Raw genomic sequence first — 11,637 nt, 5'->3', positions numbered from 1 at the left:
TTGGGGTTTATTACTTTCTATGTTATTTATTTAACAACAACGTTCCCTACATATTGTGCGTAGCCTCTATCAGTTTGGAGTTCTAGCAAATAAACATAATTCCCTTTTTTCTTTGGGAACGCAAAAGTTCTATCTTGTTCGTTTATTCTAATATCTTGCTTCGCATTACTAGTGCTTATTGTATAAGAACTAATGTCATTAACAAGAAAATCTTCGCTATCAAACCTTAAATTCCCTGGTGTTTCAGGGGCTACAGCTAGCTGTTGTTGCTTTTTAGCTCTATTTATACTATTCCTTGTATTTGTTTCCTTTCTGTACTGTTTTCCTTCTTCACCGCGCCAATCTACATTAGTTTCTTTCAGTTCAACATCCACAACATCATTGGCCGATAATGTAACCGTAGGGGGAGAGAAGTCATATTCCTCGCCTATACACCCTGATAATCCAACGATAATAAACATAAACAGAGATAATTTTATAAACTCTTTCATATATAATGTCCCCCTTGGTTAGTTGCGACTAATAAAAAAATTGCTGCTTAATTGCTTGGAACAGGGGAGAGGTAATAATAAATATCATATTCTTTATCAATATGAGGGATCACTTCAGTATCGGTACGGGTTTCAATTGTCATATTTGATTTTGTTGGGGTACCGGCATAAAAATCGTACTTTACACCTTTTGGAGTCGTTATGTCACTAGTGATATCTGTATTTCCCTTTGATTGTTTAATAATAGCTGGATTCCCATTAAAATACCAACGGATTTTTTGATCCTTTTGAGTTAATGTAGCTGTTCCTATACCTACATTCGATTTTCCTTTAATTGTATAGATAACAATCTTTTCGTTATCTACATATTTGCTTTCACCGATAATATCTTGTATTCCTGTAGACTCTTTTTTTGCATTTTCAAAGGCTTCATCTTCACTAGAATAGAATTCCACGTCTTTTTTACTGTTTACGTTCGTTGCTGAACAAGCCGTTAGTATACTGGCTGACAGTAGAGATGCGAGTAATGCAGAATATAACTTTTTCATACAAACCCCCGTTTTATTAATTCCTTTAATTTTAATCTTAATATAAATAGTTAAAATAATCCATTTGTGTGATATAGTTGTTCAGTATGTAAAAGTTAAACAACAAAGAAATGGAGTTTCACAATGAAGAATTCAAGGAAGATAGCAGCAGGAGCAGCTGTTCTAACTATTGCTTTTAGTTTAATGGGATGTACCTCAAAAGAATCAATTAGCAAAAATACAAAACAAGAAGAAGCCCAAAAAGAAATAAAAATAGAGTTAACGTTTCTCCAAAATGAATGTGATCGTCTTATTAATAAAGATGAGGACATAGAAAAAACGTTTCAAAGTTATAAAAATGATTTTAATTTGTTATCTACGTCCGTTAACAGTACTGCAAAGGTTAATAAAATGAATAATGACGAGTTAGAAATAAGTATCAATAACCTTGAAAAAGATGTTGATAAACTAAATGGAGAAGAGGCTTTAAAAGCTTATACGAAATACACTTCCCCTAAAACAATATATAAAGTGACAATGATGAAAAATATGCATTCGGTTATCGAGGCCACCAGAGGTTGGGATGACGGCAAGGATCTAGGTATATCATTCTTCTACGACCACCTCCATTCTTCTCAAGAAGATATTAATAGAGATATAAAACCTACAGTTAATGACATAACAAACGGACCAGTATACAAACTGCATATAATAAAAGATGAATTACAAAAGCATCGAGATGCTTTTAGTAAGGAACAGCTTGAAGAATTAGAAACAGCAATGAAAGGTTTTGATTATTCCTTGGATACTCAATTAAAAACCATCAGATCATATAAAAACATTGTTAACAATCCGTACACAAGTAATAATTATGACTATGAAGAAGAAGAGAAATATAACGGAGCCCGCACGTACCTTACTGATTTTGAATCGAATTTAGGTGTTGCTAAGCTTGAGTATTAAAAACGTATCCTTCCTATAAAGTTTTTGTAGTTTGAGGGGGATTAACAAAAAGTGCTTGGATATTTAAATATCCAAGCACTTTTTTGTATGAATTATTTTAACTAGAAAGATTAATTAGGTGGCAGATACCCAAAATTTACAAAAAAGTGTAATTATTATAAAATTTAGTTAGGTGTACGTTAAACAGAAGTAATTTCTATAGGGGGGATAGTATGAGTTTAAAAGAGAGAGCAACTAAAGAGTTTAAAGAAAGGGTAGATAGCGACGAAGAAATTAGAGAATCTATTTTAACTTACTATGAATGTGAAAGTGGATTTTCGGGACTTGTAGGTGTACCAAATGGAAATTCTGTACCTATTCGAGGTGTTTTAGCTTATACAGAAAAAAGCCTACTTTTTTACGGAGAAGTTTTCTCTAAGCTGCCTATTGTATTACATATCCCATTTAATAAAATCAGGGAAATAAAAACAGGAAAGCAAATCCTTACAATTTTCAAATCAACTCTTACGATGGTTATTGTTCACGATGATCAAGAAGTTTTCTCTACACGGGGAAACAAGGAGGACTTTTCTAGGTTGGAGTCGTTTTTTGAAAATGTGAATGAAGAAGTATTTCTTGCTAAATAGGTAGTACCAAGATAAGCCTAGACTTAAAAATTAGGCTTATCTTGGTATGGCGTTCGCTAATAACGTACTTTTAAGAAAGGATTTGGTTGTGTATATAGAAAATACGTTAGACGTTAGGATGCTATTTCAGTTCAGAGAGAGGTGGTAAGTATGCGTAAAAGAGATAAAGGGTTTTGGATAGCTTACCTTGTGTTTGCAATTATTATGCTATTAATCTACAAATATATACCGGCTGAAAACGGGTTTCTCGTTATCGTTTTATTTCCTCTAATTTATTGGTTCATCTACGAATTTATATTAAGACCTAAGAAAAGAAGAAGCAATGGTTAAGGAGGGGCGATTTGCTTGTTTTGGAATTATCTTAACATGTCAACAGGACTTATAATAGCTTTAGCAAACATTTTTAATTCTGCATTCCAAGGAAGTATGCGTTGGATTATGGTTGGGTGTGGTTTGTTAATTTTTATATACAATTTAATTTAATAGTAACTTTTGATCAAAAACAAAATGAAGCGGTTAATCAAAATACTGTAGGAATTGTATCTAGAAAAAGGCGTTAATTGTTTTAGAAGTTTAAAGTACTTAAATTTACTTTTTTTATAAGTGACGCAACGAAGATTCTGGAGTGAAAATTTTATAAGAAAGAGGGAAGTAATGGACGTTCAAAAGGTAGCAAATTTATTTTTGATTTTTGTCTTAATGTCAGCAGGCATTTCATTGGTAATTGGCTTTGTTGTTGCTGTGAGAAGTACAAACTATAAGAAGGGATATGTAAGTACTTTTATATCCAGTGTTGTCTTTTTAATAATTATTGTGAGCTGGTATGATAAAGCATCTTCAAACGTTTTTATGGGGACAATACCTTGGATTTTAAATGTTATTGCCGTCATTATTGTGTTACCACTGTACGTGTTAGTTGCTCGCTTTATATTTAAAAAGGTGACAAAAGGACAAAAAGGAACAAATGAAAAAATTAGCGGTTAACTTACTTTTTTTATCGTTTTTCCTAATCTTCACGATTTTAAATAAATGAAGATACACAAAATAATTTTTTATCAATATCCTGTTAGAGAAGGTGATTGATATCATTTTCTGTAAAGGAGAGAACGTCTATGATTAAAGTTAATCAACAAATTGTGAAAATAAGCGATTTAAATAATAGTTCGTTAACAAAAGAAAAAGCAGACATTTTAAAACAAATGGATGCCTATAGGGAAGTGTATGAGTATGCTACATTTGACCAGCTTGATTTTGATGTATCTGTTAAATTACAAATTATTGAATCGTCTGTGTTGCTGCGCAAAAGCGGCGCTAGGTTTGCTACATTCGCCCGTTCTAGGTGCAACGAAAAGTATTGGAAACGAACCGATAACGGAGGGTTTCAGCTACTACCTACCGTTTCTCCTCATCAGGCCATCGATGATATTTTTTACAACGGACACGAATACGCGTTTGAGTGCGCGACGGCTGTTATCATCATCTTTTACAAAGCTGTATTAAATAATATTGGAAAAGCAAATTTTAACAGGCTTTTTGCTGATCTTTACTTACACGATTGGCAATACGATGAAGATCTTGAGCTTCATGGTTATAAAGGATCTGACTACTTGCCCGGAGACTGTGCGTATTTTAAAAACCCTGATTATAACCCTGATACTCCCCAGTGGAAAGGTGAAAACACCATTGTATTAGATGAAACTCTATATTTTGGTCATGGAATTGGAATTACGACGCGGGAAAGAATTATTGAAGTGTTAAATTTAAAGAGAAAAGACAACGCAAAGCAATCAGCTTACCTGTCAGATGAAATTGTCAGGCTTCACACCGCTCACCTCAGTTATTTGGCGGTTAGATACGAACCTGTTGTTTGGTATGACAGAAACAGCGCTATTATTTCCACTATTGGATCGATTACGTATGTAGCTTGAATGATCAAAGTTTTGATACTTTGGTCTTTTTTTGTAAAAAGGAAAGAATTACATGAAGGTAAATTTGAGAATTCAAAAGGATTTTATGTATAAAAGAAGAATCCATTTAATACGCAGGTCTTAAAACTAAAAGGAAAGGAGGAGATTACTATTAAAAATCGTGATAAAAGACGCAAGAGAAAACGCGGCGCATTAAAAGATTATCTGAAAAATAAGCTTGGTCAGCTAAAACCGAAGCCAAACAAAGGACCTGTCTCAAATTTAAAGTCTTCTGCTTAAAAAATCCCCCTAGTTTTTATATAGGGGGATTTTCTTTTGAATTTTCTTTTATTTTAAGGTTTAAATGTTATGGGTGGCATTTAAGGGGTAATTTGTGCACAATAGACATTGAATAGTTTATCTAATACGACAACGTAAGGAGAGATTAGACGATGGAAAACATGATTTTAAAACATATGGACGTTGTAAGAGGAATTACGATTAGTATCCTTGAAAAAACAACAGAAGAGGCAGCGGACATCACACCAAAAGGGTTCAATAACAATATTCGCTGGAATCTTGGACACATTGCCTTTATTCAAGAAAAGCTTGTGTTTGGCTTAGCTGGTGAACCGATGCAAACGCCAGAGAGTTATGAAAGCTTTTTTGGTGCCGGAACAAAACCTGCTGATTGGAACGAGGCTGCTCCATCTCTTGAAGAAATTGCGAATGTGTTGAAAGACCAAGCACGCCGTATTAAAGAGTTCATGCCGGGGCAGTTTGATAAGCAGTTAATCACACCTTTTACAAATAAAGCGGGTATCAACTTTACAACAGTTGGCGAAACGTTTTTATTCAGTTTCTATCACGAAGCGATGCATGTAGAAACGATTAAGCAAATTGGGAAAGCAGCAGCTGCACAATAAGGAAATAAAAAAGAATAAATCACATATTCTTTATAACTATTTTACATAGCGCCTATGCATATACTGATCTATACAGCGCATAAGATGTAACATGAGCTGCTTTTCCTAATGCAGTTCGCAAGGAGGTGACAACGTGAAATTTCTTTCAGGTTTAACGACTCTTCTTGTGATTTTAGGCGGTTTAAATTGGTTAGCTGTAGCATTAGGCGTGAATGTAGTAGAAGAGCTATTTGGCTCTTGGGATTGGTTAGTAACAACGATTTATTGGTTAGTTGGCCTGTCTGCTCTTTATCAAATTTTTGATAAGTTCTTCGGAACGGGAGCAAGTGTCAAAAGCAAAGCGCTATAATAAATATTATTTTTTATTATCTTTTTAGGGGGTTTGAATGTATATTCAAACCCCCTTTTTCATGGATAAAAGACGTGACACCTTTACAAAATAAGGTAAAATAAGGTAATAACCAAAAAGTAGGAGGGATGAGATGGAGCTTTGGGGTGTAGTACCTATCTTAGTGTTTGGAGTTCTTTATATAGGAATCATTGCTGGTATGATAGCTGTTATTGTTATAGTGTTAAAGCGAATGAAAGAGAGAAATCAATATTTACGTGAAATACGGGATGAACTGAGAAATCAAAACAAGATAACTATAGCAGAAAATAAAGAATAGAAGAGGGTTTAATAGATGAATAAAAGTGTACTTCCTAGCTTTTTTATCGTAAATCTTTTTTTTATTTACTGTTTATTATTTAATCAAGAATACATCTTTCAGCTAAAGAATCTACCTTACATATGGGCTATTTATTTACTTATTGGCACCCTTTTAGCTTTTTATTATATGCTGCGATACAAACAAAAAAGAGACGGACAGGTGCTGCTTTCAATCGGTATTTTAACTACAAGCATTAGTTCACTTGGCTGTTTGGGTTTCTTTTATTTCTTTTATCGTGCGATGGGTGGATAAGAAAGAGCACCAAAAGCAGAGACTTCAGTGAAAGTCTCTGCTTTTTATATAGAAATCTATTGTATAATAGAAAAAAAGAAATGGATGCAGGAGGGGAAATATGCGAATTGTTTCGCTTTGTCCAAGCAATACAGAACTAATAGCGTATTTAAAATGTGAGCATTTGCTCGTAGCAATTGATGATTATTCCGATTGGCCGCAGTCTATTCAGAGTCTGCCGCGTTTAGGTCCCGATTTATCTATTAATATGGATGCGGTGGAAAAAGCCAAGCCAGATTTAGTCCTAGCTTCACTAAGCGTTCCTGGAATGGAGCGAAATATTGAAGAACTTAAAAAACGAAAGATACCTTACGTCGTATATAATCCTAATTCGCTAGAAGATATCCGTCAAAATCTACAGGATTTAGGCCAGCGATTAAATATTGAAACAAAAGCAGCTGAACTGTTAGAGCGGTATGATCAGTTTCTTTCTACATATAAAGGAATGGCAAGTCAAATCGAAAAAACCACTGTATACTGGGAATGGTGGCCAAAACCCGTTTTTACTCCTGGAAAAGCAAACTGGCTGACCGAAATTAGCGCGTTAGCGGGAGGAGAAAATATATTTGCTGATCACAAAGAAGCAAATGTACAGAGTGATTGGGAAGAAGTGCTCAAACGAAATCCACATCACGTGTGTTTGGCTTGGGTAGGCGTACAGACAAACAAAGTAAATCCAACGATTTTACACAAGAGACCGAACTGGTCTGACATGCCGGCCATAAAAGAACATCGTGTATATGTACTAGAAGAATGGCTGTATTGTCGTCCTTCACCTCGATTGCTGTTAGGGTTAAAAAAACTCGCGCCGCTTCTTCATCCAGATACGTTCCCTGCATTTGACGGTAAGGACCCTTTATTATAAGAAAAAGGAGCGATACATATGAAAGATATTGAACAAATAAAACATACCCTTCAACACCGCTATCCTTTTTTACTTGTTGATCGCATCTTAGAGCAAGAAGAAGGAAAGCTTGCTGTAGGAATTAAACAAGTAACAGCAAATGAACCTTTTTTTCAAGGTCACTTCCCGGACTACATGGTAATGCCTGGTGTACTTATTGTGGAGGCTCTTGCTCAGCTCGGCGGATTTGCCATGGCTACGGATGACCACCAAAAAGGAAGACTTGCTTTTTTAGCAGGAATAGATGAATGTCGCTTTAAGCGTCAAGTAAGGCCAGGAGATACACTACGCTTAGAATTTGAGATTCTTAAGCAGCGCGGAAAGATTGTAAAAGGAAAAGGAAAAGCATTTGTAGGCAGCGAATTAGCTTGTGAAGCGGTCATTACCTTTGCTCTTGATGTATAATACAAACGCCTTTGTAAAAAAGCAGCTGATGTTAGTAAGATGAAAACGACCGATGTAAAAAAGGAAATAATTCAGGATAAAGCGTAGCGAGAAAACCGCCTTATGTCGTAAAAGCGGTTTTTTATGAATACCTTTTTACCTTTTGATAAAAGAAGAAACGGGGTATAGAAGAAAAAAGGGAGAGGGGAGAATGCAGTGAGAACATTAACGGAAGTTGTTGTATTACTCACACTATTGGGTACGTATATAGGCATCTCACTACTTGTCTACAAACGGAAAAGAACGAATCCGTTTTTCTACAGCATTTACTTTTATTTAGCTACCAGCGTCATTTTGATTTGCTTGGTTATCTTTTGGCTTCAGCTTCGTTTTGGACTCACTGATAAGCAAGTAGGAGGATTGCTTATCAGTGTGGTGGCATTCTTTTTACTTATTTATGGTTTGTTAAAAACAAGACAAAAAGACAGGTAGCCGGTGCTATCTGTTTTTATTTATATTTATGTTATATATTTTTATCAATTGTAGTGTCAATTCAATACATCTCTTCATATAATAAAGATAACAGCTTTCTTTTGCAGGTTAGTTGACATCGCAGCTTATAACTCGCTATTCTTTTGATAATTCATTTTGTGAAAGGAAGTGGACGTATGGATGCATCCCGCATTATAGCTAAGTTAGAAAACCGGATGCCGACAATCCTTGGGATGGAGCAGTTCTCCCGCTTCGGCATTCTTGTTCCGCTTATTGAAAAACAAGGGGAACTACAAGTTTTATTTGAAGTAAGAGCGCTCGATTTACGTAGACAGCCCGGAGAAATTTGTTTTCCAGGAGGGCGTGTTGAAAAGACGGATGCAGATGAAAAAGAAACGGCTATCCGTGAAACCTCTGAAGAGTTAGGGATTACACCCCAATCTATTCAGCACGTACAAGCTTTAGATTATATTGTTTCTCAATTCGGAACAATCATTTATCCTTATGTAGGTTTCATTGATGAGTCGCTTGAACTTCGACCGAATCCTTCGGAAGTAGCAGAAGTATTTACCGCGCCTCTTTCTTTTTTTCAGCGTACCGAACCTGATATACACAATATTAATTTCAGAGTAGAACCCGAACATAATTTTCCTTATGACGCGATTATTGGTGGTGAAAATTATAATTGGCAAACAAGAGAGATGGAAGAACATTTTTATTACTATGAAGATCGAGTCATATGGGGACTGACAGCAAAAGTAATTTATCATTTAATACATGTATTAAATGATAAATAAAAAGCAGCGAATACGCATTCGCTGCTTTTTTATATTAAATAGATTGAATAGCTTCTGTGATAGGTGTATCACCTGAAACTAAATCAAAAGAACGTCCGAATGTATGATCTTCACTTAACGTTTCTACTACCACACGCGCGACATCTTCACGAGGAATGGATCCGCGCCCTTTGTTCTCCCCAGCATCTACACGTCCTGTTCCTGGTTCGTTTAACAATCCGCCTGGACGAACAATTGTATATGTTAATCCGCTTGCTTCTAAGATTTTATCTGCATAATGTTTGGCTACATAGTAAGGAATTAGTGAAGTATTCCAGTTTTCACGGTGATGTGCTTGAAGGGCGCTTACCATCACAAATCGTTTAATTCCTAAATCTTCTGCAGCTTCCATCGCTTTTACTGCTCCATCTAAATCAATTAAAAGTGTCTTATCATGACCTGTGCTGCCGCCTGATCCTGCGCTAAAGATAACGGCGTCACAGCCTTTCATCACTTCCTTAATTTCATGCACAGTGCCTTCTAAGCTCGCAAAAGCCGTTTCTACACCTCTTGCTTCAAGCTCTTTTGCTTGTTCTTCTTTACGAACCATCGCACGTACAGTGTGCACATCACTTTCATTCAAAATGTTTACAATATGTTTGCCTACTTGACCATTCGCACCAATTACAAGAACTTTCATGTCTAAATTTGCTCCTTTCAAATCCAAATACTTATATATTATTGTTTCATATTCACCGTTTTCATTCAATGAATGAGCTCAAAATCCGGTGAATAAGGGGAAAGTAAGAAAATATATTAAAAAAATGAAAAACAAGAAATAAAAACTAATTTACAAACAAAAAAAGGAAAAAAATAGTTCATTAAACCCAGTGTCTGAACTGTTTAAATTTTGTAAATTTTCCTCAAACCCTTGGTAATACAACACTTCTTAAAAACAGCATCTCTTTTAACATTTCCCGATACAACCTATATAAACACATTTTGATAATTTTAAACTTTTACTTCGGAAAAATTTTTTGTTATTATGTTTTAGTCATTAAAATATTCACGAACGAAATATTTAGTCCGAGCGGACAAAGGAGAGGATAAAATGAACACATTACAATACTTAGTCGCAGAACGTGCAGAGATTTCTCCTCAACATGAAGCACTAGTTGAACATAATGAACGTTATACATTTAATGAATTTCATGAAAAAGTAAATCAATTGTCTCATTACTTCTTAGAGAAAGGAATTCAAAAAGGAGATCGTATTGGTATTTTAGCTCATACAAGCATTGCTTACCCAGTTGTTACAATGGGGATTTTACAAGTGGGAGCAGTCGTTGTTCCATTAAGTAAGAGCATGACACCTTATGAGCTTGATAGCATTATTACAAGCGGACAGTTAAAAGCGATTATCCACCACAATGAATTTACGTCTGTATTAGAAAAAGCGGAACAAACGGCTGGACTTAGCTTTACGTTAAAAATTGAGGATGCAAAAGAATTTACAACTCAATTCTCAACGTATAACACAAACACACCAGAAGCACTTCCTGAAGTACTTCCTGAAGATTTAGCATTAATGATGTTTACATCAGGTACAACAGGTAAATCAAAAGGATGTATGATTGCACACGGATCGGTAAGTGCCTTTTTAAACTCTGGCGGACAGGAAGAACGTGCAAATATTGATAAAAGCATGCGCTATTTATTTGTTCATCCATTCTTCCACATGAGTTCGATGAGTATTTTATTTATGTGCATTAACACAGGAAACACAATGGTATGTTCTGAAGAAACAGATCCAGCTAAAGTAATTGAGGTAATCGAAAAAGAAAACATTAAAATGCTGTTTGCACTACCACCAGCATTAAAATACATCGTAGAAGAGCTTGAAAAAGGAGATCACTATGATTTCCCTCTAAAACTTGCTGTGTCAGGCGGAACAAAAGTATCAGAGTCTTTAATCGAACAATATGACCGTAACGGTATGATTTTAGCTCAAGGATACGGAAGCACAGAAGCTTGGATTATCAGTTCATGGCATCCTCAAATGGGATGGAAGAAAGTAAGCTCAGCTGGAAAACCGGCTCCACATGTGGAAGTTAAAATTTTAGACCCAGAAACACGTCAAGAAGTTCCAACTGGAGAAAAAGGTGAAGTGCTTGTACGAAGCCCTTATCTATTTAAAGGCTACTGGCAAAACGAAGAAGCAACAAATGCTGTCTTACAAGATGGCTGGTTAGCGATGGGCGATGCAGGTCGATTAGATGAAGACGGATTTCTTTATATTGAAGGACGCTATAAAGATGTAATTGTATATGGAGGAGACAACATCTACCCAGATCAAGTAGAAGAAGTTGTCCTAGCAGCAGACGGTGTGTTAGAAGCGACAGTTGTCGGCATGCCTGATGATGTGTACGGCGAAGTTCCATATGCATTTGTTGTTAAACAAGCAGCGTCAGCTCTAACTGAAGAAGACGTAGTGAATTTCTGTAAAGAACGATTAGCACCATATAAAGTGCCAACTGTTGTATTTGTTTCATCACTTCCTAAAAACAGCGTAGGAAAAGTGTTGAAAAACGAAGTGAAAAAACAAGCTTTAGCACACGCATAATAAAAAAAGCGGCCTTA

16 protein-coding genes are annotated in these 11,637 nt (G+C 35.6%); 13 read left to right on the top strand and 3 right to left on the bottom strand.

All coding sequences use genetic code 11. The features are described 5' to 3' along the window. Positions 1 to 26: 26 nt before the first annotated feature. Together ACRPLY_RS01500 and ACRPLY_RS01495 are read right to left on the bottom strand one after the other, a co-directional pair. Positions 27 to 491: a hypothetical protein gene (locus ACRPLY_RS01500; protein WP_033579033.1), complete on the bottom strand. Its 465-nt coding sequence runs from the start codon at positions 489 to 491 to the stop codon at positions 27 to 29. 47 nt (positions 492 to 538) lie between these two features. Continuing rightward, entirely contained in the window at positions 539 to 1,039 is a 501-nt protein-coding gene (locus ACRPLY_RS01495; RefSeq protein ID WP_432231482.1) for a hypothetical protein, read from the bottom strand. Between the two features lie 123 nt (positions 1,040 to 1,162). On the opposite strand from ACRPLY_RS01495, the gene ACRPLY_RS01490 reads away from it, so the two are divergent. The 12 genes from ACRPLY_RS01490 to ACRPLY_RS01435 all read left to right on the top strand — a co-directional run bounded on the left by ACRPLY_RS01490 (position 1,163) and on the right by ACRPLY_RS01435 (position 9,018). Then, complete coding sequence (locus ACRPLY_RS01490; protein ID WP_432231481.1) at positions 1,163 to 1,981, top strand: hypothetical protein; 819 nt, start codon at positions 1,163 to 1,165, stop codon at positions 1,979 to 1,981. Positions 1,982 to 2,193: 212 nt separating this feature from the next. Further along, positions 2,194 to 2,607: a GRAM domain-containing protein gene (locus ACRPLY_RS01485; protein WP_098626519.1), complete on the top strand. Its 414-nt coding sequence runs from the start codon at positions 2,194 to 2,196 to the stop codon at positions 2,605 to 2,607. Between the two features lie 654 nt (positions 2,608 to 3,261). Beyond that, a complete protein-coding gene (locus tag ACRPLY_RS01480; protein WP_033579039.1) occupies positions 3,262 to 3,591 on the top strand; it encodes a hypothetical protein in 330 nt (109 codons plus the stop codon). A 128-nt stretch (positions 3,592 to 3,719) separates the two neighbouring features. After that, a complete protein-coding gene (locus ACRPLY_RS01475) occupies positions 3,720 to 4,535 on the top strand; it encodes a protein-glutamine gamma-glutamyltransferase (protein WP_033579040.1) in 816 nt (271 codons plus the stop codon). Between the two features lie 431 nt (positions 4,536 to 4,966). Further along, entirely contained in the window at positions 4,967 to 5,440 is a 474-nt protein-coding gene (locus tag ACRPLY_RS01470) for a DinB family protein (RefSeq protein WP_033579041.1), read from the top strand. A 133-nt stretch (positions 5,441 to 5,573) separates the two neighbouring features. Then, positions 5,574 to 5,789 (top strand): DUF378 domain-containing protein, encoded by a 216-nt coding sequence (locus ACRPLY_RS01465; protein WP_013057146.1) that lies wholly within the window; start codon positions 5,574 to 5,576, stop codon positions 5,787 to 5,789. Between the two features lie 133 nt (positions 5,790 to 5,922). Then, positions 5,923 to 6,108, top strand: a complete 186-nt coding sequence (locus ACRPLY_RS01460) for a hypothetical protein (protein WP_034266296.1) — start codon at positions 5,923 to 5,925, stop codon at positions 6,106 to 6,108. A 15-nt stretch (positions 6,109 to 6,123) separates the two neighbouring features. Further along, positions 6,124 to 6,402, top strand: a complete 279-nt coding sequence (locus ACRPLY_RS01455; RefSeq protein WP_098999346.1) for a hypothetical protein — start codon at positions 6,124 to 6,126, stop codon at positions 6,400 to 6,402. A 100-nt stretch (positions 6,403 to 6,502) separates the two neighbouring features. Further along, positions 6,503 to 7,306 carry a cobalamin-binding protein gene (locus ACRPLY_RS01450; RefSeq protein WP_224980140.1) on the top strand — a complete coding sequence of 268 codons (804 nt, stop codon included), beginning with the start codon at positions 6,503 to 6,505 and terminating at the stop codon, positions 7,304 to 7,306. An 18-nt stretch (positions 7,307 to 7,324) separates the two neighbouring features. Next, entirely contained in the window at positions 7,325 to 7,750 is a 426-nt protein-coding gene (gene fabZ / locus ACRPLY_RS01445) for a 3-hydroxyacyl-ACP dehydratase FabZ (RefSeq protein ID WP_033579045.1), read from the top strand. 195 nt (positions 7,751 to 7,945) lie between these two features. Continuing rightward, the gene (locus ACRPLY_RS01440; protein WP_014459988.1) at positions 7,946 to 8,221 is read left to right on the top strand and encodes a hypothetical protein; all 276 of its coding nucleotides are present in this window, start codon (positions 7,946 to 7,948) and stop codon (positions 8,219 to 8,221) included. 176 nt (positions 8,222 to 8,397) lie between these two features. Next, positions 8,398 to 9,018, top strand: coding sequence for an NUDIX hydrolase (locus tag ACRPLY_RS01435; RefSeq protein WP_416420030.1), 621 nt, complete (start codon positions 8,398 to 8,400; stop codon positions 9,016 to 9,018). 34 nt (positions 9,019 to 9,052) lie between these two features. Here ACRPLY_RS01435 and ACRPLY_RS01430 read toward each other — a convergent pair whose 3' ends face one another. Next, positions 9,053 to 9,697: an SDR family oxidoreductase gene (locus ACRPLY_RS01430; protein WP_432231480.1), complete on the bottom strand. Its 645-nt coding sequence runs from the start codon at positions 9,695 to 9,697 to the stop codon at positions 9,053 to 9,055. Between the two features lie 411 nt (positions 9,698 to 10,108). On the opposite strand from ACRPLY_RS01430, the gene ACRPLY_RS01425 reads away from it, so the two are divergent. Next, entirely contained in the window at positions 10,109 to 11,620 is a 1,512-nt protein-coding gene (locus tag ACRPLY_RS01425; RefSeq protein WP_432231479.1) for a class I adenylate-forming enzyme family protein, read from the top strand. The last annotated feature ends 17 nt before the right edge of the window (positions 11,621 to 11,637 follow it).

This window comes from Priestia sp. TGN 0903 (assembly GCF_050846855.1).
GTDB classification, from domain to species: Bacteria; Bacillota; Bacilli; order Bacillales; family Bacillaceae_H; genus Priestia; species Priestia zanthoxyli.
The sequence above is the reverse complement of the archived record's forward strand: the minus strand, read 5'-3'. Positions and strand labels throughout refer to the sequence as shown.

What these genes read in the sequence shown, in the direction of transcription:
- ACRPLY_RS01495 (WP_432231482.1), bottom strand. Translation starts at nt 1,039, where the DNA reads ATGAAAAAGTTATATTCTGCATTACTCGCATCTCTACTGTCAGCCAGT.
- ACRPLY_RS01490 (WP_432231481.1), top strand. Translation starts at nt 1,163, where the DNA reads ATGAAGAATTCAAGGAAGATAGCAGCAGGAGCAGCTGTTCTAACTATT.
- ACRPLY_RS01435 (WP_416420030.1), top strand. Translation starts at nt 8,398, where the DNA reads ATGGATGCATCCCGCATTATAGCTAAGTTAGAAAACCGGATGCCGACA.
- ACRPLY_RS01455 (WP_098999346.1), top strand. Translation starts at nt 6,124, where the DNA reads ATGAATAAAAGTGTACTTCCTAGCTTTTTTATCGTAAATCTTTTTTTT.
- ACRPLY_RS01485 (WP_098626519.1), top strand. Translation starts at nt 2,194, where the DNA reads ATGAGTTTAAAAGAGAGAGCAACTAAAGAGTTTAAAGAAAGGGTAGAT.
- ACRPLY_RS01475 (WP_033579040.1), top strand. Translation starts at nt 3,720, where the DNA reads ATGATTAAAGTTAATCAACAAATTGTGAAAATAAGCGATTTAAATAAT.
- ACRPLY_RS01500 (WP_033579033.1), bottom strand. Translation starts at nt 491, where the DNA reads ATGAAAGAGTTTATAAAATTATCTCTGTTTATGTTTATTATCGTTGGA.
- fabZ (WP_033579045.1), top strand. Translation starts at nt 7,325, where the DNA reads ATGAAAGATATTGAACAAATAAAACATACCCTTCAACACCGCTATCCT.
- ACRPLY_RS01480 (WP_033579039.1), top strand. Translation starts at nt 3,262, where the DNA reads ATGGACGTTCAAAAGGTAGCAAATTTATTTTTGATTTTTGTCTTAATG.
- ACRPLY_RS01430 (WP_432231480.1), bottom strand. Translation starts at nt 9,697, where the DNA reads ATGAAAGTTCTTGTAATTGGTGCGAATGGTCAAGTAGGCAAACATATT.
- ACRPLY_RS01460 (WP_034266296.1), top strand. Translation starts at nt 5,923, where the DNA reads ATGGAGCTTTGGGGTGTAGTACCTATCTTAGTGTTTGGAGTTCTTTAT.
- ACRPLY_RS01425 (WP_432231479.1), top strand. Translation starts at nt 10,109, where the DNA reads ATGAACACATTACAATACTTAGTCGCAGAACGTGCAGAGATTTCTCCT.
- ACRPLY_RS01450 (WP_224980140.1), top strand. Translation starts at nt 6,503, where the DNA reads ATGCGAATTGTTTCGCTTTGTCCAAGCAATACAGAACTAATAGCGTAT.
- ACRPLY_RS01470 (WP_033579041.1), top strand. Translation starts at nt 4,967, where the DNA reads ATGGAAAACATGATTTTAAAACATATGGACGTTGTAAGAGGAATTACG.